Genomic DNA, 26,766 nt, shown 5'->3' on the forward strand with positions numbered 1-26,766 from the left:
GCCGGTCGTCAGCGCCGCGCGTCCCTCGCCGCCGCGTCGATGAGCCAGCGGGAGATCGAGTACGCCGGCGGCAGCTCCGCCGGCAGCCCGACGGTCGGGAACCAGCGCGCCTCGGCCAGCTCCCGACCGTCGACGACCGGCTCGGCCAGCGGATCCGCCGAGCGGGCGGTGAAACCGGTCAGCAGCGTCCCCGGCCCGGACATCGCCCACGGCTGGCTGCCGAAGTACGCCAACCGGTCGACGGCCAGCCCGACCTCCTCGCCGACCTCCCGGCGGACCGCCTCCTCCAGCGTCTCGCCGGCCTCCACGAACCCGGCGACCAGCGCCCACAACCCGGTCGGCCCGTACGCGTGCCGGACCAGCAGCAGCTCGTCGGGGCGGCCGGCGGGACCGGGCCGAGTGACCGCGGCCAGGACGGCGGCGGAGAGCTGCATCGGCACGTACAGCTCGCATCCCGGGCAGCGCCGGGCGGTCTCGCCGGGCACGTCGGTCAGCTCTGCGCGGCAGGCCCCGCACCACCGGTGCGTCCGCCGCCAGGTGAGCACGGCCAGCGCCCGGCCGGCGAGCGCGGCGTACGGCTCGGGCAGCTCGGCGGCGACGGACCGCCAGCTCCGCCACCGGCCGGCCGGGCCGTCCTCGGCCGGGATCTCGGCCGCCCAGGCCGGCCGTCCGTCGAGCGTGCCCAGCGGGACCCACGCGGTGCCGGCGGGCAGGTCGCCCACCCGCGGGAAGGCGCCGTCCGAGCCGGTGAGCAGCTTGCGCCCGGCCACCGGGAGGGCCAGGTCACCGGGGTCGGGTCCGGCGACCGCCACGCCGGGGACGAACGCCGCCGGCACCGGCCCGACACCGGCGACGCCGGTGGACCGGTCACCCGACGACCCGGCGGTCGGACGCTCGTCCGCTTCGCCGGTCATGGGCGCGGCGGCCGGCGGTCGACCACCCCGGCGTCCGGCGGCAGGTCGAACGCGGTGCTGTCGACGTTCTCCCGGTAGCGGGTGAGGGCCAGGTCGACCCGCTCGCCGTCCACCTGTCCGGTGAAGCTGCCCAGCGCCCCTTCGGTGGTCACGCAGGCGCTGAAGCTGTCGGCCGGTCCGCGTACCTCGACGCAGGAGGCGTGCCGCCCGGCCAGCGTGGTGTCGCTGCTGGTGATCACCGCGTGCGGATCGAGGGCGGCGGCGGTCAGCAGCCCGACCACCAGCGGCGGGGTGACCAGGCCCTGCCGCTCGGCCTCGGCGAACACCGCCACCGATGGCTTGGCCGTGGCCGCCGGCGGCGGCTCCAGCGCGCAGACCGTCCGCCCGCCGGAGGTCGCGCACCGGGTCGTCGCCTCCTCGGTGACGGTCAGCTTGCCCCCGGGCCACGTGTACGCCGAGCGCGCCGGCTCCTGCGCCTGCGCGATGGTGGCGGTCTGCCCGGCCGCGAGCTGGTAGTCGGCCGAATAGGTCAGGGTGAACGCCCGATCCAGCCGGCTCGCGAGATCGTTCACCAGGTCGGCGTGGCCGATTGCCCGGCCGGCGTCGTCGAGGGTCTGACAGCCGGTGACGGTGAGCGACGCGATGACCATGACGGCGAGCAGGCGGAGGCGGATCGTCGAGGCGGCGGGCATGGCGCCCAGCCTCGCCGATCGGATCAACCGCGCGCAAACCCGTTGCCGGTTGACGTACGAGAATCCGGGAATGTCCGTCGCGGAGGCGGGTGCCGGACACGTGGCGTGACGGGACGCCCGGCCGGGTGACGCGGTGCGTCGCGGCGCCGCCCGATACGCTGCGTGGCAACACCTGCCTCAGCCGCACCGTCGCGGCCCATACCGGACCGGCACACACACATGAGGAGCGACTCAGTGGCAACCATCGAGGGAATCGTCGCCCGGGAGATCCTGGACTCGCGGGGCAACCCGACGGTCGAGGTCGAGGTCGGGCTCGACGACGGCACGATCGCCCGTGCCGCGGTGCCCTCCGGCGCCTCCACCGGCGCCTTCGAGGCGATCGAGCTGCGCGACGGTGACAAGGACCGCTACCTGGGCAAGGGAGTCGAGAAGGCGGTCTCGAACATCGAGGACAAGATCGTCGACGAGCTGATCGGGTACGAGGCCAGCGAGCAGCGGCTGATCGACCAGCGGATGCTCGACATCGACGGCACGGACAACAAGAGCGAACTGGGCGCCAACGCCATCCTGGGCGTCTCCCTGGCGGTGGCGAAGGCGGCCGCCGGCAGCGCCGAGCTGAGCCTGTTCCGCTACCTCGGCGGCCCGAACGCGCACCTGCTGCCGGTCCCGATGATGAACATCCTCAACGGCGGGGCGCACGCGGACTCCAACGTCGACATCCAGGAGTTCATGATCGCGCCGATCGGCGCGCCGACGTTCCGCGACGCGCTGCGCTCCGGCGCCGAGGTCTACCAGGCGCTCAAGTCGGTGCTGAAGAAGAAGGACCTCTCCACCGGTCTCGGCGACGAGGGCGGCTTCGCGCCGAACCTGCCGACCAACGCCGCCGCGCTGGACCTGATCGCCGAGGCGGTCGAGAAGGCCGGCTACCGGCTCGGCACCGACATCGTCTTCGCGCTCGACGTGGCGGCGACCGAGTTCTTCGAGAACGGCACCTACACGTTCGAGGGCGCCGCGAAGACCGCCGAGGAGATGAGCGCCTACTACACCAAGCTCGCCGACGCGTACCCGATCGTCTCGATCGAGGACCCGCTGGCGGAGGACGACTGGTCCGGCTGGCAGACGCTGACCGCGTCCATCGGCGACCGGATCCAGATCGTGGGCGACGACCTGTTCGTCACGAACCCGCAGCGGATCGCCCGCGGGATCGCGGAGAACGCCGCCAACGCCGTCCTGGTGAAGGTCAACCAGATCGGGTCGCTCACCGAGACCCTGGACGCGGTGGACCTGGCCCACCGGGCCGGCTTCAAGTGCATGATGAGCCACCGTTCCGGCGAGACCGAGGACACCACCATCGCCGACCTGGCCGTCGCCACCGGCTGCGGCCAGATCAAGACCGGTGCGCCGGCCCGTTCGGACCGGGTCGCCAAGTACAACCAGTTGCTGCGGATCGAGGAGGAACTGGCCGACGCGGCGCGGTACGCCGGGGCGGGCGCCTTCCCGCGTTACCGTTCGGCCTGAGGGACGCGAAGCCTCGGGGGAGGGGTGTGACGATGCAGCAGCGCCGCACGCCGGGTGGCCAGCGTCCCGCCCGCCGGCCGGGTCAGACCGGCCGGCCGGGCGGGGCCCGCGGTGCCCGACCGGTCCGTGAGGGCGGTGTCCGCGCCGAGCCCCGGGCGGCCGCCGGTCGCGCGTCGACCCGGGCCACCGACGGAGTACGCGCGACGAACCGGCCGGCCGCCCGGCGGACGGCTGCCGGTGGCGCGGTGAAGCGGCTCGCCGCACCCCACCCCCGACGCTTCACCGGGCGGGCGACAGTGCTGTTCGCGGTGCTGATCGCGCTCGCCCTCGGCTACACCTACCCGGTCCGGGTCTACCTCGACCAGCAGACCGACATCGCCCGGATGGAGGCCGCCCAGGAGGCCCAGCGGGAGGAGATCGAGAAGCTGTCCGAGCGGGCCGCCAAGTGGCAGGACCCGAAGTACATCGAGGCCAAGGCGCGGGAACGGTTCTTCATGGTCCGCCCGGACGAGAAGATCCTGGTGGTGCTGCGCGACCCGGAGGGCGCCGCCCGGGACGCGGGCCAGCAAGCCGGCCCGGCCGAGCCGGTCACGCCCGACCCCTGGTACGACACGCTGTGGTCGAGCGTCGAGGCGGCCAACGGGGACCGGCCCGATGCGTGAGCGCCACCGCACCGACCGAGGAAGGGCACCGTGACAGTCGTACCGCCGCCGGAACCGGCCGCTGCCTCCGTACCTCTGCCGCAGCGGGAACCGGCCACGGAGGCCGACCTGGCCGCGGTGGCCGCGCAGCTCGGCCGTCCGCCCCGCGGCACCCGGGCGGTGGCCCACCGGTGCCCCTGCGGCCTGCCGGACGTGGTGGAGACGACGCCGCGGCTAACCGACGGGACGCCCTTCCCGACGCTGTTCTACCTGACCTGTCCCCGCGCGACGGCCGCGTGCAGCCGACTGGAGTCGGCCGGGTTGATGAAGGAGATGGCCGACCGGCTCGCGGAGGATCCGGAGCTGGCGGCGCACTACCGGGCCGCGCACGAGGACTACCTGGCGCGGCGGGAGGCGATCGGCCACGTGCCGGAGATCGCCGGCATCTCCGCCGGCGGGATGCCGGGCCGGGTGAAGTGTCTGCACGTGCACCTCGGGCACGCGCTGGGCGCCGGCCCGGGCGTGAACCCGTTCGGCGACGAGACGCTCGGGCTGATCGAGCCCTGGTGGACCGCCGGGCCGTGCGTGGACGTGCCGGCGGACGAGTGAGATGACCGCTCCTCCGGGGCCGGCCGGGTCCCCGCCCGCGGCCGACGAGATCGTGGTGCGGCGGGCCCGGACGGCGGACGTCCGGACGATCCGGCGGCTGGTCGACACGTACACCGACGACCGGCGGCTGCTCAGTAAGGCGACGGTGACGCTCTACGAGGACGTGCAGGAGTTCCGGGTCGCGGCGGCGCCGGACGGCACGGTGGTCGGGTGCGGGGCCCTGCACGTGATGTGGGAGGACCTGGCCGAGATCCGTACGGTGGCGGTCGATCCGGCGTACCGCGGCCGCAGGATCGGGCACCGGATCGTCGGCGAGCTGATCGACGTGGCCCGGGAACTGGGCGTGGGGCGGATCTTCGTGCTCACCTTCGAGACCCGGTTCTTCGGCGCGTTCGGGTTCGCCGAGATAGACGGGGCGCCGGTGCCGCAGCCGGTCTACGAGCAGTTGCTCCGCTCGTACGACGAGGGTGTCGCGGAGTTCCTCGACCTGGAGCGGGTCAAGCCGAACACCCTGGGCAACACCCGGATGCTGCTCCGCCTCTGAGGGACGCCGCCGCTCGGCTCCCGCACCACTCGTCACGTGCGGTGACGCGGACCGGAAGCCGAACCCGCGCCCCTCCGCCTTTGCTCTGCTTACCCATACGCAACAGTCACCCTGAGTAGCTGCATCGAGGTCGCCGCCTTTGCAGCTGACTCGAAAAGGCCTGGTCGCAGGTGGTTGTGCGTATAGGTAAGCAGAGCAAAGGACGGCAGGGGGCGTTTCGGCTCTGGCGATGGTGGTCGCGCAGAGTGAATCCATCCGCGACCACTCTCGGTAGTGCCGGTCTGCCCTCCGGGTCGACCGGCCGACCATCGAGTCCTCGGCCGCGTGCCCGACCGATTGCTCGCCGGGCCGGAGCGCCGGATCAAGCTGCCGTAGGGTTGCGGACGTGACGACGCGCGTGGCCGCCATCGACTGCGGGACCAACTCGATCCGCCTGCTGGTCGCCGACCTGCCCGACCCGGACGCCGGGCCCACCGCCCCGCTGGTCGACCTGAGCCGCCGGATGGAGATCGTCCGGCTCGGCCAGGGTGTCGACCGGACCGGCCGGCTGGCTCCGGAGGCGATCGAGCGGACCCGGGTGGCGCTCGCCGAGTACGCCGCCGAGATCGAGAAGCTGGGCGCCGAGCGGGTCCGGTTGTGCGCCACCTCGGCGTCCCGGGACGCCGAGAACGCCGCCGAGTTCCGGGCCATGGTGGAGCGGACGCTCGGCGTCGCGCCCGAGGTGGTGACCGGCGACGAGGAGGCCCGGCTCTCCTTCACCGGGGCGGTACGCGGGCTGCCCGCCGACGCACGCGAGCCGTACCTGGTGATCGACATCGGCGGCGGCTCGACCGAGTTCGTGGTCGGCACCCGTGCCGACGGTGTCGAGGGCGCCATCTCGATGGACATCGGCTGCGTCCGGATGACCGAACGGCACCTGCACGGTGACCCGCCGGGCCTGGACGAGATCGCGGCGGCGCAGGCCGACATCGCGGTCGCGGTGGACCGGGCGCTGGACGCGGTGCCCGGCCGGGAGGCCGCCACGCTGGTCGGGCTCGCCGGGTCGGTCACCACCGTGGTCGCGATCGCCCGGGGCCTGCGGGAGTACGACCCGCAGCGCATCCACCACGCCCGGGTGCCGTACACCGCGGTGGCCGACGTGACCGCCGACCTGCTGGCGAAGAGCCGCGACGAGCGGCTGGCGATTCCGGTCATGCACCCGGGCCGGGCCGACGTGATCGGCGCCGGCGCCCTGGTGCTCCGCGTGATCATGGAGCGCGCCGGCATGGACTCGGTGGTCGCCTCCGAGCACGACATCCTCGACGGCATCGCCTGGAGCCTTCAGCGGTAGCGGTCAGGCGCTCTCGGTGGCCAGGCGGGCGCCGAAGCCGAGCAGCGCCGCCCCGGTGAGCCCGTCCAGCCAGCGGCGTACCCGCCGGCGGGCGAGCACCCGCCGGGCCCGGTGCAGCCCGCCGACCAGCAGCACCAGGTAGAGCAGCGACAGCACCGCGTGGCTGAGCGCGAACGCGACGAGCACCGCCAGCGGGGCCGGACCGCCGACGAACTGCGGCAACACGGCCAGGTAGAACGCCAGCACCTTCGGGTTGGTGACGTTGGACAGGAAGCCCTGCCGGAATCCGGCCAGCGCCTGCCCGGGTGGGGCCGCGGCGTCGGTGAGCGGCGGGTACCGGCCGACCCACGCCGAACGCCACGCCTGCACGCCGAGGTACGCGAGGTAGGCCACGCCGGCCCAGCGGATCGTCTCGAACAGCGGCTGGGACCGTACGACGAGCGCGCCGAGGCCGGCCGCGGCCGCGAGGCCCTGCACCGCGGCGGCGGTGGTCACTCCGACGGCGCTCCACATTCCGCGCCGCCGCCCGGCGGCCAGGGTGTTACCGGTGACCACGGCGAAGTCCGGGCCGGGGATGAGGATCAGCACCAGCGCGAAGACGAGGAAGGACCCGTAGCTGCCCCACGACATGACCGGACCCTACGGGTGAGCCGGACGGCGAGTCCCGTTGACGCTACTTCGCAATGCGCACTAGTGTGCATTGCGTGGACACCACACAACTTCTGAAGGGCGTGCTCGACCTGGCCGTCCTCGCGGTGCTCCGGGACGAGGACGGCTACGGCTACGACATCCTGCGCCGGCTGCGCGACGTTGGGCTGGAGGAGGTCGGCGACGCCTCGGTCTACGGCACGCTGCGCCGCCTCTTCGCCGCCGGCTTCCTCACCACGTACGTGGTGCCGAGCGAGTCCGGGCCGCACCGCAAGTACTACTCGCTCAACGCCGCCGGCCGCGACCAGCTCGCCCGGTCCGGCAAGCTCTGGCGCTCGTTCGCCACCACCATGGACGCACTGCTCGACGATCGGGGGAGGGCGGCATGACCGTCTCTGAGCAGGAGATCAACGACTACGTCGCCCGGGTCCGGTCCGCGCTCGCCGACCTGCCGCCGGCGGTCCGCGACGAGCTGACCGAGGATCTGGCGGAGCACCTCGCCGTGGTGGCCGCCGAGGCCGGCGGGACGCTGGTCGAGCGGCTGGGCGCGCCCGAGGCGTACGCCGTCGAGCTGCGTGCCGCGGCCGGGGTCGGCGCGGGCCGACGCCGGCTGGACCGGCGGCTGGGCGACTTCGCCGGCCGGGCCCGCGCCCAGCTGCGCGCGCTCGACAACCAGCTCGGCCCACCTCTCGGGTACGCGACGGCCCGCGAGTTCCTCCACCAGTTCGCCCCGGGCTGGTGGGTCCTGCGGGCCTACCTCGCGGCGATGCTGCTGACCGTGGTCAGCACCGGTGGCTCCTTCGGGCTGCTGCCCCGAGTGGACGGCAACGTGCAGGCCGGCCTGATGATCCTGGCGGCCCTGGTCGTCGCCTCGGTCGCCCTGGGCCGCCGGGGCGGCCGGCTGCGCACCTGGCCCCGGCGGGCACTGGTGGCCGGCAACCTGGTGCTCGTGGTGTTCGCGCTGTCGGCTCTCGCCAACGCCGAGGACCGGCTCGGCTACACCGACTACTACTACAACCAGACGTCGATCGACGGCCGGTACGAGCACATCCGCGACGTCTTCGTCTACGACAGCGAGGGGCGGCTGGTCCAGAACGCGCGGCTCTTCGACCAGAACGGCGACCCGATCCGGCTCGGCTATCCGGACTGCCCCGACCTGCGGGACCCGAACGGCACGGGCAACCCGCTGTTGCGCGCCTACCCGTACTGCCCCGAGCTGGCGCCGTTCGGGCCGCGGCCGACGGCCCCGGCGTCCCAGCCGGTCCTCCCGCCGCTGCCCGGGCCGTCTGACGGGGTGGCGCCGTCCGCGGCGCCGACGTCCACCCCCGCACCGACGGCGTCCCCGGCAGCGCCCGGGGCGGCGGCGACGCCGAGCGCCGAACCCACCGGCTGAGTGTCAAGAAGGGGCCCTTCCCTGCGCATCCTGGGAAATGGCTGAACGGATGAGGCCGGCGGGGCGGCGGACGGAGGCCTTGTTCGCTTACGGTGTCGTCCGCACATTCACCCCTCGGAAGGAATTCCCGTGTCAGAGCAGGTCGCACCGCCCCCCGCACCGGACGCCTCGCAGCCCCAGCCCGGCGTCCAGGCGCCGCCGCCGGCCGAGCAGCCGGTCAAGAAGTCCGGCGCCAAGAAGGTGCTCGGCATCGTCGGCGCGATCGTGGTGTTCCTCGTGATCGCCGGCCTCAAGTTCGGCGTCGGCAGCCTTCTCAACAAGGACGAGACCGCGGACGCCAAGGCCGGTGACTGCATCGCCGAGCTGCCCGAGGTGACCGGCACCGAGCAGGAGGAGGTCGACAGCGCCAAGGTCGTCGAGTGCACCTCCACCGACGCCGCGTACGAGGTGGTCGGCCGGGTCGACGGTCAGACCGAGGCGCAGGCCCGCGAGGGTGCTGCGTGCGACCAGTTCTTCAAGGAGGGCCAGGAGGGCTACGTGTTCTCCAGCATCGAGCCGGGCAAGACGGGCTACGTGCTCTGCCTCACCAAGAAGGGCTGAGCCTCCACCGGAGGACGTCGACGGCGGCGCGGGAGTCACCCGCGCCGCCGTCGCCATGTCCGGGTTGTCGAGGCGAACAGGAGGTGAATGCCACTTCCCCGGTGTCTTTCCCAGGGCCCTCGCGGCGTGGCAGGCTACCGGCACGTAGGACCACTGGGCGACCAGCCAACGTTGACTGACCGCTAGGAGGACGCCGATGGGCGAGATGGTTACGTACCGGAGCAACGGCGGTACGGGTGAGGGTTATCTCGCGATACCGTCCGGCGGTGCGGCCAGCCCGGCGGTCATCGTCATCCAGGACTGGTGGGGCCTCGTACCCCACGTACGGGCGGTGGTCGACCGGTTCGCCGAGGCCGGTTTCGTCGCCCTCGCCCCGGACTTCCGCCACGGCGGGCCGGCCAGCAAGCCGGACGAGCCCCGGCAGATCCTGAACAGCACGCAGATGGACGAGGCCGCCGCCGACATCGCCGGCGCGGCCGACTACCTCGCGGGCCGGCTGGAGGTCACCGGCAAGGTCGGCTGCGCGGGCTTCTGCGCCGGTGCCAGCCTGGCGCTCTGGTCCGCCACCCGCACCGAGCGGATCGTGGCCACCTCCGCCTTCTACCCCCGCCTGCCCTGGGAAGGCATGCGTCCGGAGTGGACGGACTACGCGGGCAAGGCCGCGGTCATCCACTGCTCCGAGGCCGACGGCACCTCGGCCGACGAGGGCGTACAGGCCGTCCGTCGAGCCATCGAGGCGGCCGGCGGCAGCTGCCAGACGTACGACTACCCGGGCACCGCGCACGCCTTCTTCAACGAGGACCGCCCGGAGAACTTCGACCAGCGTGCCGCCGCCACCGCCTGGGCCCGCACGCTCGAACTCTTCCGGGCCAAGCTTGGCTGAGTCCCGCACCGCCGAGGACGTCGCCGCGCGCGCCGCGCGGGCGACCGACCTCGCCGACCTCGACGGCGCGGTGAGCGACTGCTTCGCCTGCCCGCGACTCGTCGCCTGGCGGGAGGAGGTCGCCAGCACCCGCCGTGCGGCCTTCCGGGACCAGGAGTACTGGGGCCGGCCGGTGCCGGGCTTCGGCGACCCGGCGGCCCGGATCGCCATCCTGGGCCTCGCGCCCGCCGCGCACGGCGGGAACCGCACCGGCCGCATCTTCACCGGCGACCGCTCGGGCGACGTGCTGTTCGCCGCCCTGCACCGGGCCGGGCTGGCGAACCAGCCGACCAGCGTCACCGCCGACGACGGCCTCGCCCTGCGCGACACCCGGATCTTCTCGGCGGTACGCTGCGCGCCGCCGGACAACAAGCCCACCCCGGCCGAGCGGGACACGTGTGCGCCGTGGCTGCACCGCGAGGTCGCGCTGATCCGGCCCACGCTGCGCGTCGTGGTCGCGCTGGGCGCGTTCGCCTGGTCCACGTGGTGGCCGGCGCTGCGCCAGGTGTACGGTGTGCGTCCGCCCAGCCCGCGACCGGCGTTCACGCATGGGGCACACTGGTCCGGAACGGCGGTCCCGGAAGTGCTCGGCTGCTACCACGTCAGCCAGCAGAACACCTTCACCGGACGGCTGACACCAGGAATGCTGGACGAGGTGTTCGCCCGGGCGAAGCAACTGGCCGGGGTGGAGTAGTAGAGGCTGCGGGGCGGTGGCGATGACGGACGGGACGCGCCGACGCACGCCGTACCTCCCGGAGGACCTCGGCGTGGTGCGCCGGTGGTGGCCCGTCGGGGCGGTCGCGCTGCTGCTCGCCGCCGCCGCGGTCGCGGCCACGCACTCGTCGATCGGCGCGAGCCGGATCCCGCCCGCCGCCGAGAGTGTGCCCCTCGTCCCGGAGTACCCGACGGCCGAGCCGGTCCCGTCGATCCCGGTCGAGCCGCGCGACGCCGGCGAACTGAGCAGCACGCAGCTCCCGGGATGGCTGGTCACCGGCCTCGGGGTGCTGCTCGGGCTGGCCGCGCTCGCCGTCGTCGGCGTGCTGCTGTGGACGCTCGTGCGCGGTGTGCTGCGGCGGACCACCCGGTCGCTGCCCCAGCAACGGGGCCGGCGTACCGCCGAGGGCACCGCCCGGGAGGTCGTCGCCGCGCTCGACGCCGGCCTGGTCGAACTGGACGACTCCGACGTCGATCCGCGTACGGCGGTGATCGCCTGCTGGGTCCGCCTGGAGGAGGCCGCCGACGGCGCCGGCGTGCGGCGGCTGGCCGGCGACACCCCGACCGACCTGGTGACCCGTCTGCTGCGCGGCGACCCGGCGGCCGGTGTTCCCGCCATCGCCAGCGCCGACGTGCTGGCCGAGTTCGCGCACGTCTACCGGGAGGCGCGGTACGCCACCCACCCGGTCGACGAGCGCACCCGCGACCAGGCCCGGGCCGCGCTGCGCCGGCTGCGCGGCGAACTCACCGCCCTGACCGGCGGCGAGGTGCCGGCATGACGGTCGCGTTCGCCGAGGAGGGGTCGAGGTGAGCAGCACCAGCATCGACGACCTGCTCACCTTCGAGGAGGAGCGGCCCCGCCCCGACGGGCCGGACGGGGGCGGACGACTCAGGTGGGTGCTGCGTAACCTGGCCGGCATCACCGCCGCCGTGGTCGTGCTCGTCGCCGGCCTGCGCGTGGTCGGTCTCCAGATCTCGCTGCTGGTCCTGGTCGCCGGGGTGGTCGCGCTGTTCGCGGTCCGCCGGGTCGTCACCGCCCTGACGCGCCCCGGCCCCCATGGTCCGCCGCCGGCCCGTGCCTCGACCGCGATCCGCCTCACCGAGGGTGACGGCACCTGGAACTGGGCGGCCATGGACGCCCTCCGCGCCGCCATCAACAGCTGGGAGACACCGCTGGACTGGTCGGCCACCCGGCCCGAGCGCTTCAACAAGGTGATCCTGCCCCGGCTCGGTGAACTGGCCGACGAGCGGCTGCGCCTGCGGCACGGCGTGACCCGCGGCTCGGATCCCGCCCGGGCCAGGACGTTGCTCGGTGACCGGCTGTCGACATTCCTGGAGAGACCGCCCCGCCGCCCCCCGTCGCCGCGCGAGCTCGCGGCGATCGTCGCCGAACTGGAGAGACTGTGATGAAGGACGTGGACCGGAACCTGCCCGCCACGGAGGTCGGCCACCTCGCGCGGTCGGTGCTGGACGCGGTCGGTACGGTCGTCGTCGGCAAGCGGGAGGCGTTGGAGCTGGTCCTCGCCGGGATCCTGGCCGGCGGTCACGTGCTCCTGGAGGACCTGCCCGGGTTGGGCAAGACGCTGACCGCCCGGTCGTTCGCGCAGGCGCTCGGGCTGGACTTCCGCCGCCTCCAGTTCACCCCCGACCTGCTGCCGGCCGACGTGACCGGCTCGTTCCTGTACGACCAGCGCAGCGGGGACTTCGCGTTCCGCGCCGGGCCGGTCTTCACCAACCTGCTCCTCGCCGACGAGATCAACCGCACCCCGCCGAAGACCCAGTCGGCCCTGCTCGAGGCGATGCAGGAGAAGCAGGTCTCGGTCGAGGGCGTCACGTACCGGCTGGACGAGCCGTTCCACGTGCTCGCCACCGCCAACCCGGTCGAGTACGAGGGCACGTACCCGCTACCGGAGGCCCAGCTGGACCGGTTCCTGCTCCGGGTCTCCTTCGGCTACCCGGACCACGGCGAGGAGTGGGAGGTGCTGCGCCGCCGGATGTCCCGCCGCCGCGAGGAGGCCGAGATCAAGCCCGTCGTCGACGCCGCCACCCTGCGCGCCATGCAGGCCGCGCTGGAGGACGTGGTCGTGGAGGACTCGGTCGGCCGCTACATCGTCGCGCTGGCCGCGGCCACCAGGGAGCACCCGTCGGTGCTGGTCGGGGCCTCCCCACGCGGCTCGCTGGCGCTGCTGCTGCTGGCCCGGGTACGCGCCGTGATGGCCGGCCGGGACTACGTGGTGCCGGAGGACGTCAAGGACGTGGCCGTGCCCGCCCTGGCGCACCGGATCACGCTGCGCCCGGAGATGTGGCTGCGCCGGGTCGACCCGTCGTTCGTGGTCGCCGAGGTGCTGGAGGCGACCCCCGCACCGGCCAGCGGTGCCCTGCCCAGCTACGCCGCCGGCCGGCCCGCGCACTGATGACTTCGCCCACCGTGCCGCCCCCCGCCGAGCCGCCGGAGCCGGAGCAGGCCAGCGGCTGGGCGCCGACCCGGGCGCTCGGCCGGGCGGTGCTGCTCACCGGCCTGCTGCTGATCGCCGGCGTGCTGCTGGGCCGGGTCGACCTGATCGTGCTGGCCACCCCGTTCGCGATCGGCACCGCGTACGCGCTGCGCCGCCGGCCGGCCGCGCTGCCGCAGGTCTGGATCGCCGCCGACGAGGGGCACCTGGTGGAGGGCGGCGAGCTGACCGCGCAGGTCACCGTCGGCAACTCCGGCCCGGTCGACTACGACCTGGCCGTGGTCCGCGGCCGGGTGTCGCCCTGGCTGCGGATCGAGCGCGCGACGATCGCCGGCGCGACCACGTCCGGCGATCCGGGGGGCGCCCGGTCGGTCGCCGACCGTCCCTTCGTGACCGCCGTACCGGCCGACGCCGCCGTCGACCTGGAGCTGGCGGGCCGGGCGCGCCGGTGGGGGCGGCACCCGATCGGCCCGGCCGGCGCGCGGGCCTGCGCCGCGCACGGGCTGCTGGTCTCGCGCCCGGTGGTCACCGAGCCGATCCACGTCCGGGTCTACCCGGTGACCGAGCCGTTCGACGCGGTCGAGGCGATGCCCCGCGCCGCGGGCCTGGTCGGCGCGCACCACTCGCGACGGCCGGGCGAGGGCGGCGAGCTGGCCGGCGTACGCGTCTTCGCCCCCGGCGACCGACTGCGCCGGATCGACTGGCGGGTCTCGCTGCGGGCCCGGCAGCTGCACGTCGCGGCCACCCTCTCCGACCGTGACGCCGAGGTGGTGGTGCTGCTCGACGTCCTCGCCGAGGCGGGCCGCTCGGGCGGCGTCGGCGGTACCGCCTCGGTGCTGGACACCACGGTCCGGGCCGCCGCCGCGATCGCCGAGCACTACCTGCACCGGGGTGATCGGGTGTCCATGCTGGAGTACGGTCCGGCCGCCCGCCGGCTGCGGCCCGCCACCGGCCGCCGCCAGTACCTGACGGTCCTGGAGTGGCTGCTCGACGTGAACGCCCGGCCGTCCCCGTACGAGCCGTACGACCAGGTCTTCGGGCCGCAGGTCCTCGCCGCGGACGCGCTGGTGGTGGTGCTCACGCCGCTGCTGGACGAGCGGTCGGCGCAGATGCTCGCCCGGCTGGCCCGGTCCGGGCGCTTCGTGGTCGCCGTCGACACGCTGCCCGCCGACCTGACGCCGCCGGGGGACCGGGGCTGGGCGGAGGTGGCGTACCGACTGTGGCGGTTGGACCGGGACACGATGATGGGGCAGCTGCGGGAACACGGCGTTCCGGTGGTGCGCTGGGCCGGCGCGGGCAGCCTGGACGAGGTGCTGCGGGACGTGGCCCGGTTGGCCACCGCGCCGAGAGCGGGGTCCCGGTGAGCCGGGTGGCGGCGATGGTGACCGGAGGTGGCCGCCGGTGAAGGCCGTCCTCGAGCGGGTCCGCGAGGTGCGGTACGCGGCGGCCCGGATCAGCCTGACGCCGCTGCTGGTGCGCGCCGCCATCTTCCTCAGCACCCTGGTCGGGCTGCTGCTCGCGTACCCCTCGGAGATCGTTCGCGAGCGACCGTTGGTCGCACCGCTCGTCGCGCTGCTGCCGGCGGTGGGCCCACGGCGGGTCTGGCCGACCTTCGCCGTGCTGGTCACCGTGGGCGGCTGGCTGCTCGCCATCGACGGGTACGGCCGGCCGGTCGCGCTCTGGCGGCTGCTCGCCGTGGCGGCGGCGGTCTACCTCACCCACACCCTGTGCGCGCTGGCGGCGCTGCTGCCGTACGACTCGGTGGTCGACCCGGACCTGATCGTGCGCTGGCTGCTCCGGGCGGTGGCGGTGCTGCTCGCCGCCGCCGTGCTGGGCGTGCTCCTGATCGAGTTGGCCGGGGCCGGTGGGGGTGCGGGCTTCCAGGCGGCGACGGTGGCCGGCCTGGCCGTGGCCGTGGCGGTGACCGTGTTGCTGGGGTGGCAGCTGCGCCGCCGGTGACCGTTGGGTACGAAGGGTTATCCGGGTCACACGGGTTGTGCTCCGTCACAACGGAGGGCCGCGCGCGGGATTAGCACAGGCGGGCGGGGAAAGATAGATAGCGTGAATCCGAAGCGGATCCTTGTCGTGGGTGCCGGACACGTCGGTCTGTACGCCGCGCTGCGCCTGTCAAAGAAGCTCAGCTCGCGTGAGGCCGAGGTCATCGTGGTCGACCCCCAGCCGCACATGACCTACCAGCCGTTCCTCCCGGAGGCGGCGGCCGGCAACATCTCGCCCCGGCACGCGGTGGTGCCGCTGCGGCGGGAGTTGCGCAAGTGCAAGGTCGTCGTGGGGGCGGTCACCCGGATCGACCACGCCCGCAAGACGGCGGAGGTGCAGCCGATCATCGGCCCCACCCGCGAGATCCGGTACGACCACGTGGTGGTTGCCCCCGGCTCGGTCTCCCGGACGCTGCCGATCCCCGGCCTGCACGAGCAGGGCATCGGCTTCAAGACCATCGGTGAGGCCATCTACCTGCGCAACCACGTGCTGGACCGGCTCGACGTGGCGGCCGCCACGCCGGATCCCGAGGTGCGCCGCACCGCTCTGACGTTCGTCTTCGTCGGCGGCGGCTACGCCGGCATGGAGGCGCTCGCGGAGATGGAGGACATGGCCCGCGACGCGCTGCGGTACTACCCGGAGCTGAAGCCGGACGACATGCGCTGGGTGCTGGTCGAGGCCACCCGGCGGGTGCTGCCCGAGGTCGACCGTGACATGGGCGCCTACGCCGTGCAGCAGCTCCTCAAGCGGAACATGGACATCCGGCTGGACACCCGCCTGGAGTCCTGCGTCGACGGCGTCGTAAAGCTCTCCGACGGCGACGTCTTCCCCGCGGACACGATCGTCTGGACGGCCGGCGTGAAGCCGTCCCCGATGCTCGACGCCACCGACTTCCCCCGCGACGAGCGGCGGCGGATCACCTGCCTGCCCACCCTCCAGGTGGTCGACGGTGACCGGGTGGTGGAGGGCGCGTGGAGCGCCGGTGACTGCGCGGCGGTGCCGGACCTGACGAAGGAGCCGGGCAACTACTGCTCGCCGAGCGCCCAGCACGCGGTGCGCCAGGCGGCCCGGATGGCCGACAACATCGTCAACGTGATCCGTGACCGGCAGCCGGTGAACTACAAGCACAAGCACGCCGGCAGCGTCGCCAGCCTCGGCCTGCACAAGGGTGTCGCCCAGGTGTACGGCGTGAAGATGAAGGGCTGGCCGGCCTGGTTCATGCACCGGACGTACCACATGAGCCGGATCCCGTCGTTCAACCGGAAGGTCCGGGTCGTGGCCGACTGGACGCTGGCGTTCTTCCTCAAGCGTGAGGTGGTCGCCCTGGGCCAGCTGCACGACCCGCGCGAGGAGTTCGCCGAGGCGTCCCAGCCGGTCGGCGCCGGCACCCGCTGACCGTGCGAGGAAGGGCCCTTTCATAACGCCTGGGATAGCGGAAGGGGCCCCTCTTCACACCCCGGTCGCTCAGACCCGCCAGATCCACGCGTCGGCGATTCGGGTCGACGGCCCGTAGAGCTGTTCCAGCGTGCCGCGCAGGCTGTCCGCGTGGCGGGTGTCGACCGCCAGCGCCACGCACGAGGCACCCCAGAAGTGCACGTCCTCGGCCGCCTGGCGGCGCTGGTCCTCCCCGACCGCCGGCTGCAGCCCGCGCTTCCACACCTCGTCCAGCAGCCTGGCGGTGGGCCGCCGGCTGGTGCCCATGGCGGCCGTCCCGTTCCGGCCGTACGGGCCGATGAAGAATCCCTCCGGCATGCCGAACTCCGCGTCGGCGGCGGTCGCCCAGCGCATCGGCCACGGTTCGGGCGGCGTGGCCAGCGGCACCGGCACCAGCACGCCGCCGGGCCGGACGCACTGCCGCCAGTGCCCGGCGGTGATGAACTCCGGCACCGGCGGACGCGCGGTGGTCGGCAGCGGCAGGGGGAACAGCGGCAGCAGCGCCGCGCCGACCGTGGCCGGCACCCATCGGCGGGCCCGGCCGGTGCCGCGCAGCGCGCGGTCGAGCGCCAACACCAGCACGGTGGCGATCAGCGGGAGCGCGGCGAGCGCGAAGCGCATCGGCAGCGCGCCGTCCACCACCGGCAGGCCGGCGAGCAGGGCGTACGGCCCGGGCAGGTTGCTTCGGTCGCCGTCGACGACCACCTGGGGGCCGAGCGACAGCGCGCCGGTCGCCAGGATGCCGACGACGCACGCCACGACCAGCGGCCGCCGGCCGAGCCAGAGCGCGCAGGCGGCGGTGACGAGCAGCAGCGGCCAGCCGAGGAACGTGTTGTACTCGGCCGGCCCGGTGGTCAGCCGGGCCGCGTCGTCGGCACCGAGGAGTGACAGCGGCGACACGGCCCACCAGCTGCGCAGGTCGGCGGAGAAGTAGTGGGGGCTGAACATCCCGTCGGCCACGCCCTGCGGCCCGGCGAACTGGAACCACAGCGGCCAGCCCAGCATGAGCACGGCGAGCCCGGTGGCGATCAGCATGCCGCCGGCGAAGTTCGGCAGCGCCCGCCGCGCCAGGTCCCGGTCGGTCACGGCGTACGTGACCGCCATCACCAGCAGGGTGAACGCGGCGAGGAACAGCACCTCCTCACCGACGAACACCTGCAGGCTGACCACCGCCGTGAGAGCAACCGCCGAGGTGGCGATCCGCCGCCGGTCCGGGCCAGCGGCGCGCTGCGGCGCCCGGCGGTCGGCGTACCCGCCCGGGTCGGCGGCCCGCAGCAGGCGGACGACCAGCCAGACGATCACCGGGACCAGCCACTGGGCCGTCATGTGCAGGTGGCCGTTGGTTTGGGACACCATGCCCGGACCGAACCCGCACAGCCCGGCGCCCGTCACGGCCGCGGCCCGGCGGGCGCCCAGCGTACGCGTGTAGAGCAGGTACCAGGCGAACGCCGTGCCGGCCAGGTTGACCGCGGCCAATAGGGCGAAGGTGACCGGTGCGCCGAGCAGGAGGGTGACCGGTGCGAGCAGCACCCCGAGGGCGATCACCGTGGTGTTGGTCATCAGGTTCACCCCGTCCGGCGCGTTCAACCGGTCGGTGAGCAGCCCGAAGTCGCCGAGCAGGGCTCGCGCGTCGACGGCCAGGAACCATTCGTACAGGGCCTGGTCCTCGGGGTTGAGCGACAGCACCCGGGTCGCCGGATTCGGCCACAGCCCCTGGGTGAGCCAGCCGGCCAGCGCCAGGAACGCGAGCAGGACGGCGACGTCCGCGCGTCGGCGGGCCAGCAGGGCGGGCCAGTGCCGGAGCGAGAGCCGGTGGGCGGTGCGGACAGCCTGGGCGGCGGCGTCGGAGGCCGTGGGGGCTGCGCTGCTCACGGTCCCGACCCTAGTGGGGGCGGGGCATCGGGGTACGCCCGGTCGCCGACGACCCGCTACCGTGACACTGCACCCAGGCGTGTCGGCGCGCGTGGGTCACTCGCCCGGGTGGTGGAACGGCAGACACGGCCGCCTTAAAAGCGGCTGCCGCAAGGCGTGCGGGTTCGACCCCCGCCCCGGGCACTCAGGGCCCGCTCGGCTCCGGCGTCCCGCCGGCCGGGGCGGCGGCGGTGGTCGCCAGGATGAGTTCCGCGACCAGGTCGGGTTCGTCGCTCATCGGCACGTGTCCGCAGCCGGGAAGGGTCACCACCCGGGCCGACGGCAGCCCGGCCCGGACGCGTTCGGCCTGGTGGACACCGAAGATCCGGTCGCGCTCGCCCCAGCCGACCGTCACCGGCACGGCGGGGTCGGTCAACCGGGCGCAGTCGAAGCGGTAGCGGCGGGCGGCACGGGCGACGGCGGCGAAGCCGACCCCGCGACGCAGGGCGAGCGCGTCGCCGAACGCCCGCTCGAAGTCGAGCAGGGCGGGACGGGCCACCAGCGGGGCGAAGCAGAGCGCCCGCAGGTACGCCGAGCGCAACGCGATCCGCATGAGCGGGGCGGGCAGGTACGAGTTGGCCCGCAGCACCCGGAGGATGGCCAGGGCCCGGCGGCGCTCGGCGGGGGTGAAGAACCCGGCGGGCGAGAAGGCGGTGGCCGAGGCGACCGCCCCGGCGGCGGCGAGTTCCAGGGCGATCGCCCCGCCGAGGCTGTAGCCGGCGACGTGTGGCCGCTCCAGCCCCCACCCGGAGAGGACCGGCAGCAGCGCGGCCACGGTCGCGGTCATGTCGGCGGGCATGCCGCTGTCGGGCACCGGGGAGCTGCCGAAGCCGGGCAGGTCGAGCGCGATCACCTCGTGGCGGGCGGTGAGCCGGTCGAACACCGGCTCCCAGGCCTGGTGGCGGTGGCCGATGCCGTGGATCAGCACGAGCGGCTCACCGCTGCCGGCGCGGCGTACCTGGATCTGCACGTCACCCTCCCATCGAACGCCAACCGGAGGGGCGCCCGAGCGGGCGCACCTCGTCCGTGCCGGTGCGTGCCGGCGCCAGTCGGAGATCGGCCGGGCGGAAGCGGCGGAGCCGTAGCCCGAACCCGGTGGCGTAGCCCGGCCAGATGGTGCTGTTGCGGCCGGTCGCGTCGAGGTACCAGCTGGCGCAGCCGGTCTGCCACACCGTGCCGGTGAGCTTCCGGTCCACATGTCCGGTCCAGCGCCGCTCGGCCTCCGGAGTCGGCTCGGCGGCTGCGGCGCCCGTGGCCCGCAGGTGCCGTAGCGTGGCGAGCACCAGGCGCAGTTGCGCCTCGATCATCAGCACCACGGAGGTGTGCCCGAGGCCGGTGTTCGGGCCGAGCAGGAAGAACAGGTTCGGGAAGCCGGCCACCATGGTGCCCCGGTACGCACGCATGCTCGGGGTCCACGCCGCACGGAGGCTGCGACCGTCCCGGCCCCGGATACGTGACGCGACGGGCGGGTCGGTGACGTGGAAGCCGGTGCCGAGGATGAGGGTGTCCGCCGGGTGGTGCGTCCCGTCGGCGGTGAGCACGCCGTCCGGCGTGATCCGGTCGATGGGCGCGGTGACCACGTCGACGTTCGGCCGGGTCAGTGCCGGCCAGTAGTCGTTCGAGATCAGCACCCGCTTGCAGCCCATCGCGTAGCGCGGGGTGAGCTTCTCCCGGAGCCGCGGGTCGGTCACCTGGCGGCGCAGCGTACGCAGCGACACCCGCGAGGCGACGCGGTTGACCGCCGGGTGCAGGAAACCCACCGCCATCGCCTCGCGGAGCAGGTACAGGCCGGCCCGGGCGACCCGCTGCGCGCCGGGGACACCCCGGTACGCCGCCTGCTCCAGCCGGCTGACCGGACGCGAGCGCCGTGGCATGACCCAGGCGGGGGTGCGCTGGAACAGCGTCAGCCGCCGCACCGCCGGCTGGATCCGGGGCACGAACTGCACCGCGGACGCGCCGGTGCCGATCACGGCGACCCGTCGGCCGGTCAGGTCGTGGTCGTGCCGCCAGCGGGCGGAGTGGAAGACCACGCCGGTGAAGTCGTCGAAGCCGGCGATGTCCGGCGTGGCGGGTTCGCTCAGTGGCCCGGCCGCGCAGATGAGGACGCGAGCGGTGTACTCGCCGCCGGAGGTGTGCAGCCGCCACCGCTGGCGCCGGTCGTCCCAGGCGGCGTCCGTCACCTCGTGGCGCAGCCGCAGCCGCGGCCGGATGCCGTAGCGGTCGACGCAGCCGCGCAGGTAGTCCCAGATCTCCGGTTGGCCGGAGAAGGTGTGCGACCAGCCGGGGTTGGGCGCGAAGGAGAACGAGTAGAGGTGCGACGGGACGTCGCAGGCGCACCCGGGGTAGGTGTTGTCCCGCCAGGTGCCCCCGACGTCGTCGCCCCGGTCGAAGACGAGGTAGTCGGTGAGGCCGGCCTGCTGCAGCCGGATGGCCGCGCCGAGGCCACCGAAGCCGGCGCCGATGACGGCGACGTCAGTCTCCATCCGTCGTCACCTGCTTGTCCGGCTCGTCCTGCGTGGTCGTCCGGGCGGCCGTGGCCGGCGGGTCCGGCTCGTCCCCGGGTGGCCAGGGCGGCGGGCCGACCCCGGTGACCCGGACGCCTCCCCACGGATCGACCTCCGCCAGCCGGGCCGGGCTGACCCGGCCGGCGATGCGCACCTCCACGTCCCGCCGGCCGGCCCGGAGCAGACCGGCGATCTGCTCGGCGGGCTCGATCCGGCCGCCCCAGTGGTAGCGGCCGTCGACGGGCTCCCATCGGCCGCTGAGGTGAACCCGTACGGCGGTGCCGGCGACGTGGGCCGGGCCCCGGTAACTCACGACCGCACTCCGCTTAGCTGCGTGCCGCCGTGCGGCATCGACGCGCTGCGTTGATGGTTCGCTCGCTGACGCTCGCTCACGACCGCGCGATCCGCTCGTGCGCCCGGGTGAGTTCGCGCGGCAGGTCGGCGCTGCGGCGTACCCCTTCGATGCCGCTCCACAGCAGCGTGGTGAGGTAGTCGGTGAGGGCCTCCCGCCGGATGGGCTGGCCGTGCTCGGTCCACCAGTCGCCGACCGCCTGCACGAACCCCACCAGCCCGTACGCCCACGGCTCGGCCGGGCCGGCGTCCAGGCCCAGCGCGCGTAGCCGGTCGCCGATGACCCGGGCCAGCCCGGCGGCCACCTGGCGGGTGGTGCTGGCGAGCACCTGCTGGAGGCCCGGGTGGCCGGCCTGGCTGGTCAGGAAACGGTAGAGGGCCGGTTCCGCCTCGATCACCCCGAGGTACGCGTCGATCGTCGCCTCGACCAGGTCGCGTTCCTCCCGGACGCGGTTGATGGCCGGCGCGATGGTGTCGACGACGCGGGCGGCGACCAGTTCGCCGACCGCCAGCCAGAGCTCGGACTTGTCGGCGAAGTAGCGGTAGAGGACCGGTTTGCTGACCCCGGCCGTGGCGGCCACCTGGTCCATGTCGACCTCGGGCCCGTACCGCAGCAGGGCCTGCACGGCGGCGCCGACGAACTCCCGCCGCCGCTGCTCGCGGTGGCTCGCCCAGCGGTCCCGGCGCCGGTCGGCCGGTGGCTCGGGTGGGCCGCCGGTGTCCGATCCATTGACATCCGTGACAGGCGATTGCATGCTACTACTCGTAACAGTTACCGGCCGTCACGTCAATATGGAGGGGTCATGGCAGCGACGTCGATCGGACGCGAACGCGAGGCCACGGCCGAGCGGCTGCTCGCCTCCTCGGTGCGCACGAGCTACGACCCCACCGTGGAGATCGACTGGGATGCCCCGCACGTTCCCGGCGCCTACTGGCTCCCACCGCACCGCAGCAGCCTCTACGGCACCTCGCTGTGGGCGGGGCTGAGCGAGGAGCAGCGGATCGAGCTGACCCGGCACGAGGTGGCCAGCGCCGCCAGCGCCGGCGTGTGGTTCGAGACGATCCTCATGCAGATGCTGATCCGGCAGTACTACGACGCCGACCCGACCAGCCGGCACGCCCAGTACGCGCTGACCGAGGTCGCCGACGAGTGCCGGCACTCCATCATGTTCGGCCGGCTGATCGAGGCGATGGGCTGCCCCGTCTACCGGGCGGGCCGGGTGGACCACGCGCTCGGGCGCTTCCTCAAGAGCACCGCCCGCGGCCCGCAGATGTTCGCCGCCATCCTCATCGCGGAGGAGATCCTCGACGCGTTCCAGCGCGAGATCATGGCCGACGAGTCGCTGCAGCCGCTGATCCGGATGGTGTCCAGGATCCACGTCGTCGAGGAGGCGCGACACGTGCGGTACGCCCGCGAGGAGCTGCCCCGCCAGGTCGCCGCCGCCGGGCCGGTGGCCACCGCGTACGCCCGGCTGCTGATCGGCCGCGCCGCGTACTCGATCTCGACCCGGCTGGTCCACCCCGACGCGTACGCGGCGGTCGGGATCCCGCCCGCGGTCGGCCGCGCCGCCGCCCGGGCGAACCCGCACTGGCGGGCCACCCTGCGCTGGTCGGCCGCGCGGGTGTACGAGAACCTGGCGGATCTCGGCCTGGTGGCCGGCCCCGGGCGCGCGCTGTGGGCCCGGGCGGGTCTCATCTGATCCGGCCGGAGCCGGCCCGGGCCGACACTCCCAGCTACCGCTCAGCTTTGCGATCTCCACGGAGTGGTCGGGACGTCTATTCTTGAGGCTGCACGTTGACGTGCAACGACCCCCTGAGGGAGGCCTGACAGTGAAGACCTCGAACCCGGTGCTCGCCCGGCTCGGCCAGGCGGCCGAGCGTGAGCGCGCCGCCGGGTACGCCCCGACCGGGCCATACGGACAGCCCGGCTATCCCCAGCAGTACCCGACGCAGGCTGGCTACCCGGTCGCTCCGCCGGCCGTCAACACCATGTCGATCGACGACGTGGTGGTGAAGACCGTCACCCTGCTCGGCATCGTCGGCGTGACCGCCGCCGCCGCCTGGGCGCTGATCCCGAACGCGCTGCTCGGCGTCGCGTGGATCGGCGCCGCGATGGTCGGGCTCGTGCTCGGCCTGATCATCTCGTTCTCCCGGATGGCGAATCCGGCGCTGGTCATCACGTACGCGGTCGTCGAGGGTGTCCTCGTCGGCGCGGTGAGCAAGTTCTTCGAGTCGCTCTACGACGGCATCGTGCTCCAGGCCGTGGTGGGCACCTTCGGCGTGTTCTTCCTGATGGCCATGCTCTACAAGGCCAGGGTGATCCGGGCGACGCCGGCGTTCGTCAAGGGCATGATCGCGGCGATGGCCGGCCTGTTCGCCGTCATCCTCATCAACTTCGTCCTGGCGCTGTTCGGCATCAACACCGGCCTGCGTGACGGCAGCCCGCTCGCCATCGGCTTCAGCCTGGTGATCGTCGTGGTGGCCGCGCTCAGCTTCGTGCTGAGCTTCAAGGAGGTCGAGGACGGGGTCCGGATGGGCCTGCCGCAGCGCTACTCCTGGGTCGCCGCGTTCGGCATCCTGGTGAGCCTCATCTGGCTCTACATCGAGCTGCTGCGCCTGCTCAGCTACTTCCAGGGCGACGACTGACCCGCCGCCCGGCTACCCGACGGCGCCCGGCCCCGCTCCGCGAGGCCGGGCGCCGTCGCGTCCAGCCCCCCTCCCGCGCAGCCCCCGCGACCCCTGGTAGAACGTCGCGCACAGGGCGAATCGAGGGCCGCAAGTGCAAGATCGCGGGAGGGTGCGGGACGTAGACTCCCGGCGTGGGTGACGGTGGGGAACTGGCGCGGGTCGTGGAACTGCTCGTGCGGCAGGTCGGGCACTGGCAGCAGCCGCGGTGGGCCGCCGTGGCGACCGGGGGGAACGTGTCGCGGGGGGACCTGGTGCACCGGCTGGTGCAGGAGCTCGCCAACCTCGCCGCGGACGCCGAAGGGCAGCCTCGACGTACCGTGCCGCGGCTCGACACCGACCTCGTCCTGCCGGACCAGCTCCGGGTAGTGACGGCGGACCTCGTCGCCGCCCACCCGTCCACGGAGACGCTCGCCCGGGCGGTCGGCGAGGTGGCGGCGACCCGCGCCGCGCTCTGACCGGGCCCGCCGGCACTGGCGGCCGGCGGGCCGGTGCAGCGAGACGTCAGCTCAGGCGCTCGAGGACCATGGCCATGCCCTGGCCGCCCCCGACGCACATGGTCTCCAGGCCGATGGTCTTGTCGTGCCACTCGAGGGCGTTGAGCAGGGTGCCGGTGATCCGGGCACCGGTCATGCCGAACGGGTGGCCGACGGCGATGGCGCCGCCCATCACGTTCAGCTTCTCCTCCGGGATGCCCAACTGCCGGTACGACGGGATCACCTGCGCGGCGAACGCCTCGTTGATCTCCACCAGGTCCACGTCGTCGATCGTCATGCCGGCGCGCTTCAGGGCCTGCTTCGACGCCTCGACCGGACCGAGGCCCATGATCTCCGGAGAGAGGGCGGTCACGCCGGTGGAGACGATGCGGGCCAGCGGCGTGATGCCGAGGTCCTTCGCCCGCTGTGCGCTCATCACCACCACGGCGGCGGCGCCGTCGTTCAGCGGGCAGCAGTTGCCGGCGGTGATCCGCCCGTCCGGCCGGAAGACCGGCTTCAGGGCGGACACGGCCTCCAGGGTGACGCCGGGGCGGGGACCGTCGTCGGTGCTGACCACCGTGCCGTCCGGGGTGGTGACCGGGGTGATCTCCCGGGCCCAGAAGCCGTCGGCGATCGCCTTCTCGGCCAGGTTCTGGCTGCGTACGCCGAACTCGTCCATGTCGGCGCGGGTCACGTCGTACACCTGGGCCAGGTTCTCGGCGGTCTGTCCCATGGCCAGGTAGATGTCCGGCAACTCGCCGGACTCGCGCGGGTCGGCCCACACCTCGGCGCCGCCCTGTGCCCGGCGCTTCGAGCGCTCCTGCGCGGCGGCGAAGCGCGGGTTCTCCCAGCCGCCGCCGACCAGCGCCTGCGCCTCCGGCGGCAGCCCGTCGGAGTTGCCCCGGGCGTACCGGGAGACGGTCTCGACGCCGGCGGAGATGAAGACGTCGCCCTCACCGGCCCGGATCGCGTGCATCGCCATCCGGGTCGTCTGGAGCGAGGATGCGCAGTAGCGGGTCAGCGTGGCACCGGGCAGGCCGTCCAGCCCCATCAGGGTGGCGACCACGCGGGCCATGTTGAAGCCCTGCTCGCCGCCGGGCAGACCGCACCCCAGGTAGAGGTCGTCGATCTCGGTCGGGTCGAGCTGGGGAGTCTTGTCGAGGGCGGCCCGCACGATGGTCGCGGCGAGGTCGTCCGGGCGGACGTCGCGCAGGGACCCCTTGTGCGCCCGGCCGATGGGGGAGCGGGCGGTGGCGACGATGACGGCGTCGCGGGACGACTCAGTCGGCATGAACCAACGTTAACCCTCCAGTAACAAGCGGCGGAAGGCGCTCCGGCGACGGGAAATGTCACCTGCCTCGCGGCGTCCCGCGAGGCGTCCGACCCGCCCGCGGGGGATTGCCTGCCGTCCCCGGTCGTCCCCTGCGGCCAGGTCGCACAACATCGCGGAAGTAGTGGCCTCGTGGCGGGTGGGCGGGTCGGATGCCACTACTTCGGCCATCCAGCACGATCTTGCGGCGGGGCCCGGCGGGGCCGGGCAGGCCAGGGTGCGGCGGGGCAGGCCGCGGCGTGGCGGGGCGGCAGCGTGCGGGGAGCGGGTCCGGGGGTCAGTGCCGGGTGGCGACCGCGGCGGCGGCCGCCACTGCGGGAAGCAGGGCGTGCGCCCACACCCGGTACCCGTCGGCGGACGGGTGGAAGCCGTCGTGGCAGAGGGTGCCGGCGTCGGCGCGGAAGACCGGCCCGGTCTCGGTCGCCAGGTCCACCACGGTGCCGCCGGCGTCCAGGACCGCGAGGGTCTGGGCCCGGGCGACCCGCCGCCCGGACCAACCGACCAGGTGCCGCAGCGGGGGTGCGATCGCGCGGACCGCGCCGAGGTCGGGGCAGGTGCCGGCCACGACCTCCACGCGGGCCTCGCGGAGGCGGTGCACGGCCGCCCCGAGGTACGCGGCGGCGTCGGCCGGCCGGCGCAGCGTGGTGGCATCGTTGGCGCCGATGAGGATCACCGCCACGTCCGGCCGCTCGCCGAGCAGGGCGCGGGCGACCTGCGTCGCCAGATCGGTCGAGCGCGAGCCGGAGACGCCCACGCTGGACAGGTGGACCAGCCGCCCGGCCGGCCCTTCGGCGAGCAGGTGGGCCAGCTGGCCGCCGATCGTGTCCTCGAGCCGGTCGACGCCGACGCCCAGCGCGGACGAGTCGCCGAGCAGCACGAGCCGCAGCGGCGGCGCACCGGCCCGGCCGACGGTGGACCGCAGGGCCAGCCCGAGCTCCGGCTGCGCGTACCGCCGGTGCCGTGCGGCCAGGGCCTGCCCGGCCAGGAGCGCCGCGCCACCCACCGCCCCGGCAGTCAGGGACAGGACCGCCGCCCGGCCCAGCCGGCCGGCGAGACCGGAGGGGACGAGGTGGCCGCTCACGGCGACACCGTCCCGTGG

29 protein-coding genes and 1 tRNA gene are annotated in these 26,766 nt (G+C 73.9%); 20 read left to right on the forward strand and 10 right to left on the reverse strand.

What is annotated here, in order from left to right; all coding sequences use genetic code 11:
- Window positions 1–8 precede the first annotated feature (8 nt).
- The gene (nudC, locus tag EV376_RS09060; RefSeq protein ID WP_130321688.1) at window positions 9–914 is read right to left on the reverse strand and encodes an NAD(+) diphosphatase; all 906 of its coding nucleotides are present in this window, start codon (window positions 912–914) and stop codon (window positions 9–11) included.
- The gene (locus tag EV376_RS09065; protein ID WP_130321689.1) at window positions 911–1,606 is read right to left on the reverse strand and encodes a hypothetical protein; all 696 of its coding nucleotides are present in this window, start codon (window positions 1,604–1,606) and stop codon (window positions 911–913) included. The genes nudC and EV376_RS09065 overlap by 4 nt, the downstream gene beginning before the upstream one ends.
- 234 nt (window positions 1,607–1,840) lie before the next feature.
- Here EV376_RS09065 and eno point away from each other — a divergent pair, with 234 nt between their 5' ends.
- The 5 genes from eno to EV376_RS09090 all read left to right on the forward strand — a co-directional run bounded on the left by eno (window position 1,841) and on the right by EV376_RS09090 (window position 6,248).
- Window positions 1,841–3,124: a phosphopyruvate hydratase gene (gene eno, locus EV376_RS09070; protein ID WP_130321690.1), complete on the forward strand. Its 1,284-nt coding sequence runs from the start codon at window positions 1,841–1,843 to the stop codon at window positions 3,122–3,124.
- A gap of 32 nt (window positions 3,125–3,156) precedes the next feature.
- Window positions 3,157–3,786, forward strand: coding sequence for a septum formation initiator family protein (locus EV376_RS09075; RefSeq protein WP_130321691.1), 630 nt, complete (start codon window positions 3,157–3,159; stop codon window positions 3,784–3,786).
- Window positions 3,787–3,816: 30 nt separating this feature from the next.
- Window positions 3,817–4,374 carry a DUF501 domain-containing protein gene (locus EV376_RS09080; RefSeq protein WP_130321692.1) on the forward strand — a complete coding sequence of 186 codons (558 nt, stop codon included), beginning with the start codon at window positions 3,817–3,819 and terminating at the stop codon, window positions 4,372–4,374.
- A gap of 1 nt (window position 4,375) precedes the next feature.
- Complete coding sequence (locus EV376_RS09085) at window positions 4,376–4,918, forward strand: amino-acid N-acetyltransferase (RefSeq protein WP_130321693.1); 543 nt, start codon at window positions 4,376–4,378, stop codon at window positions 4,916–4,918.
- Between the two features lie 397 nt (window positions 4,919–5,315).
- Entirely contained in the window at window positions 5,316–6,248 is a 933-nt protein-coding gene (locus EV376_RS09090; protein ID WP_130328579.1) for a Ppx/GppA phosphatase family protein, read from the forward strand.
- A 3-nt stretch (window positions 6,249–6,251) separates the two neighbouring features.
- Here EV376_RS09090 and EV376_RS09095 read toward each other — a convergent pair whose 3' ends face one another.
- Entirely contained in the window at window positions 6,252–6,878 is a 627-nt protein-coding gene (locus EV376_RS09095) for a LysE family translocator (RefSeq protein ID WP_130321694.1), read from the reverse strand.
- Between the two features lie 74 nt (window positions 6,879–6,952).
- On the opposite strand from EV376_RS09095, the gene EV376_RS09100 reads away from it, so the two are divergent.
- The 11 genes from EV376_RS09100 to EV376_RS09150 all read left to right on the forward strand — a co-directional run bounded on the left by EV376_RS09100 (window position 6,953) and on the right by EV376_RS09150 (window position 16,371).
- Window positions 6,953–7,285 (forward strand): PadR family transcriptional regulator, encoded by a 333-nt coding sequence (locus EV376_RS09100; RefSeq protein ID WP_130321695.1) that lies wholly within the window; start codon window positions 6,953–6,955, stop codon window positions 7,283–7,285.
- Window positions 7,282–8,289, forward strand: coding sequence for an HAAS signaling domain-containing protein (locus tag EV376_RS09105; protein ID WP_130321696.1), 1,008 nt, complete (start codon window positions 7,282–7,284; stop codon window positions 8,287–8,289). The genes EV376_RS09100 and EV376_RS09105 overlap by 4 nt, the downstream gene beginning before the upstream one ends.
- Before the next feature lie 129 nt (window positions 8,290–8,418).
- Window positions 8,419–8,889: an LppU/SCO3897 family protein gene (locus EV376_RS09110; protein ID WP_130321697.1), complete on the forward strand. Its 471-nt coding sequence runs from the start codon at window positions 8,419–8,421 to the stop codon at window positions 8,887–8,889.
- A gap of 196 nt (window positions 8,890–9,085) precedes the next feature.
- Window positions 9,086–9,772, forward strand: coding sequence for a dienelactone hydrolase family protein (locus EV376_RS09115; RefSeq protein WP_130321698.1), 687 nt, complete (start codon window positions 9,086–9,088; stop codon window positions 9,770–9,772).
- Window positions 9,765–10,505 carry a uracil-DNA glycosylase gene (locus EV376_RS09120; RefSeq protein WP_130321699.1) on the forward strand — a complete coding sequence of 247 codons (741 nt, stop codon included), beginning with the start codon at window positions 9,765–9,767 and terminating at the stop codon, window positions 10,503–10,505. The genes EV376_RS09115 and EV376_RS09120 overlap by 8 nt, the downstream gene beginning before the upstream one ends.
- Before the next feature lie 22 nt (window positions 10,506–10,527).
- Window positions 10,528–11,304 (forward strand): DUF4129 domain-containing protein, encoded by a 777-nt coding sequence (locus EV376_RS09125; protein WP_130321700.1) that lies wholly within the window; start codon window positions 10,528–10,530, stop codon window positions 11,302–11,304.
- 28 nt (window positions 11,305–11,332) lie between these two features.
- Complete coding sequence (locus EV376_RS09130; RefSeq protein ID WP_130321701.1) at window positions 11,333–11,932, forward strand: hypothetical protein; 600 nt, start codon at window positions 11,333–11,335, stop codon at window positions 11,930–11,932.
- Complete coding sequence (locus EV376_RS09135) at window positions 11,932–12,939, forward strand: AAA family ATPase (RefSeq protein ID WP_130321702.1); 1,008 nt, start codon at window positions 11,932–11,934, stop codon at window positions 12,937–12,939. Before EV376_RS09130 ends, EV376_RS09135 begins: the two co-directional genes overlap by 1 nt.
- The gene (locus EV376_RS09140; RefSeq protein ID WP_130321703.1) at window positions 12,939–14,342 is read left to right on the forward strand and encodes a DUF58 domain-containing protein; all 1,404 of its coding nucleotides are present in this window, start codon (window positions 12,939–12,941) and stop codon (window positions 14,340–14,342) included. The genes EV376_RS09135 and EV376_RS09140 overlap by 1 nt, the downstream gene beginning before the upstream one ends.
- A 37-nt stretch (window positions 14,343–14,379) precedes the next feature.
- Entirely contained in the window at window positions 14,380–14,937 is a 558-nt protein-coding gene (locus tag EV376_RS09145; protein WP_130321704.1) for a hypothetical protein, read from the forward strand.
- Window positions 14,938–15,039: 102 nt separating this feature from the next.
- The gene (locus EV376_RS09150) at window positions 15,040–16,371 is read left to right on the forward strand and encodes an NAD(P)/FAD-dependent oxidoreductase (protein ID WP_130321705.1); all 1,332 of its coding nucleotides are present in this window, start codon (window positions 15,040–15,042) and stop codon (window positions 16,369–16,371) included.
- A 69-nt stretch (window positions 16,372–16,440) separates the two neighbouring features.
- Here EV376_RS09150 and EV376_RS09155 read toward each other — a convergent pair whose 3' ends face one another.
- Window positions 16,441–18,282, reverse strand: a complete 1,842-nt coding sequence (locus EV376_RS09155; RefSeq protein ID WP_130321706.1) for a DUF6311 domain-containing protein — start codon at window positions 18,280–18,282, stop codon at window positions 16,441–16,443.
- 102 nt (window positions 18,283–18,384) lie between these two features.
- Between EV376_RS09155 and EV376_RS09160 the strand changes: the two genes are divergently transcribed.
- Window positions 18,385–18,465, forward strand: a tRNA-Leu gene (locus EV376_RS09160).
- 1 nt (window position 18,466) lies between these two features.
- On the opposite strand, the gene EV376_RS09165 is transcribed toward EV376_RS09160, so the two are convergent.
- The 4 genes from EV376_RS09165 to EV376_RS09180 all read right to left on the reverse strand — a co-directional run bounded on the left by EV376_RS09165 (window position 18,467) and on the right by EV376_RS09180 (window position 21,931).
- Window positions 18,467–19,291: an alpha/beta fold hydrolase gene (locus tag EV376_RS09165; RefSeq protein ID WP_486482564.1), complete on the reverse strand. Its 825-nt coding sequence runs from the start codon at window positions 19,289–19,291 to the stop codon at window positions 18,467–18,469.
- Window position 19,292: 1 nt separating this feature from the next.
- A complete protein-coding gene (locus tag EV376_RS09170) occupies window positions 19,293–20,804 on the reverse strand; it encodes a flavin-containing monooxygenase (protein WP_130321707.1) in 1,512 nt (503 codons plus the stop codon).
- Complete coding sequence (locus EV376_RS09175; RefSeq protein ID WP_130321708.1) at window positions 20,794–21,138, reverse strand: DUF4873 domain-containing protein; 345 nt, start codon at window positions 21,136–21,138, stop codon at window positions 20,794–20,796. The genes EV376_RS09170 and EV376_RS09175 overlap by 11 nt, the downstream gene beginning before the upstream one ends.
- A 76-nt stretch (window positions 21,139–21,214) precedes the next feature.
- Window positions 21,215–21,931: a TetR/AcrR family transcriptional regulator gene (locus tag EV376_RS09180; protein WP_130321709.1), complete on the reverse strand. Its 717-nt coding sequence runs from the start codon at window positions 21,929–21,931 to the stop codon at window positions 21,215–21,217.
- A gap of 48 nt (window positions 21,932–21,979) precedes the next feature.
- Here EV376_RS09180 and EV376_RS09185 point away from each other — a divergent pair, with 48 nt between their 5' ends.
- From EV376_RS09185 to EV376_RS09195, 3 genes are all read left to right on the forward strand, one after another.
- A complete protein-coding gene (locus EV376_RS09185; RefSeq protein ID WP_130321710.1) occupies window positions 21,980–22,876 on the forward strand; it encodes an AurF N-oxygenase family protein in 897 nt (298 codons plus the stop codon).
- Window positions 22,877–23,006: 130 nt separating this feature from the next.
- Entirely contained in the window at window positions 23,007–23,822 is an 816-nt protein-coding gene (locus tag EV376_RS09190; protein ID WP_130321711.1) for a Bax inhibitor-1/YccA family protein, read from the forward strand.
- Window positions 23,823–23,995: 173 nt separating this feature from the next.
- The gene (locus EV376_RS09195; protein ID WP_486482565.1) at window positions 23,996–24,319 is read left to right on the forward strand and encodes a hypothetical protein; all 324 of its coding nucleotides are present in this window, start codon (window positions 23,996–23,998) and stop codon (window positions 24,317–24,319) included.
- Window positions 24,320–24,365: 46 nt separating this feature from the next.
- Here the strand turns inward: EV376_RS09195 and EV376_RS09200 are convergent, their stop codons facing one another.
- Both EV376_RS09200 and EV376_RS09205 read right to left on the reverse strand, forming a co-directional pair.
- Window positions 24,366–25,628: an acetyl-CoA C-acetyltransferase gene (locus tag EV376_RS09200; protein ID WP_130321712.1), complete on the reverse strand. Its 1,263-nt coding sequence runs from the start codon at window positions 25,626–25,628 to the stop codon at window positions 24,366–24,368.
- Window positions 25,629–25,944: 316 nt separating this feature from the next.
- Window positions 25,945–26,748 carry an SGNH/GDSL hydrolase family protein gene (locus EV376_RS09205; RefSeq protein WP_130321713.1) on the reverse strand — a complete coding sequence of 268 codons (804 nt, stop codon included), beginning with the start codon at window positions 26,746–26,748 and terminating at the stop codon, window positions 25,945–25,947.
- Window positions 26,749–26,766 lie beyond the last annotated feature (18 nt).

This window comes from Micromonospora sp. CNZ295, assembly GCF_004217535.1.

What these genes read in the sequence shown, in the direction of transcription:
- nudC (WP_130321688.1), bottom strand. Translation starts at nt 914, where the DNA reads ATGACCGGCGAAGCGGACGAGCGTCCGACCGCCGGGTCGTCGGGTGAC.
- EV376_RS09065 (WP_130321689.1), bottom strand. Translation starts at nt 1,606, where the DNA reads ATGCCCGCCGCCTCGACGATCCGCCTCCGCCTGCTCGCCGTCATGGTC.
- EV376_RS09075 (WP_130321691.1), top strand. Translation starts at nt 3,157, where the DNA reads ATGCAGCAGCGCCGCACGCCGGGTGGCCAGCGTCCCGCCCGCCGGCCG.
- EV376_RS09085 (WP_130321693.1), top strand. Translation starts at nt 4,376, where the DNA reads ATGACCGCTCCTCCGGGGCCGGCCGGGTCCCCGCCCGCGGCCGACGAG.
- EV376_RS09095 (WP_130321694.1), bottom strand. Translation starts at nt 6,878, where the DNA reads ATGTCGTGGGGCAGCTACGGGTCCTTCCTCGTCTTCGCGCTGGTGCTG.
- EV376_RS09105 (WP_130321696.1), top strand. Translation starts at nt 7,282, where the DNA reads ATGACCGTCTCTGAGCAGGAGATCAACGACTACGTCGCCCGGGTCCGG.
- EV376_RS09115 (WP_130321698.1), top strand. Translation starts at nt 9,086, where the DNA reads ATGGGCGAGATGGTTACGTACCGGAGCAACGGCGGTACGGGTGAGGGT.
- EV376_RS09125 (WP_130321700.1), top strand. Translation starts at nt 10,528, where the DNA reads ATGACGGACGGGACGCGCCGACGCACGCCGTACCTCCCGGAGGACCTC.
- EV376_RS09135 (WP_130321702.1), top strand. Translation starts at nt 11,932, where the DNA reads ATGAAGGACGTGGACCGGAACCTGCCCGCCACGGAGGTCGGCCACCTC.
- EV376_RS09140 (WP_130321703.1), top strand. Translation starts at nt 12,939, where the DNA reads ATGACTTCGCCCACCGTGCCGCCCCCCGCCGAGCCGCCGGAGCCGGAG.
- EV376_RS09170 (WP_130321707.1), bottom strand. Translation starts at nt 20,804, where the DNA reads ATGGAGACTGACGTCGCCGTCATCGGCGCCGGCTTCGGTGGCCTCGGC.
- EV376_RS09180 (WP_130321709.1), bottom strand. Translation starts at nt 21,931, where the DNA reads ATGCAATCGCCTGTCACGGATGTCAATGGATCGGACACCGGCGGCCCA.
- EV376_RS09185 (WP_130321710.1), top strand. Translation starts at nt 21,980, where the DNA reads ATGGCAGCGACGTCGATCGGACGCGAACGCGAGGCCACGGCCGAGCGG.
- EV376_RS09200 (WP_130321712.1), bottom strand. Translation starts at nt 25,628, where the DNA reads ATGCCGACTGAGTCGTCCCGCGACGCCGTCATCGTCGCCACCGCCCGC.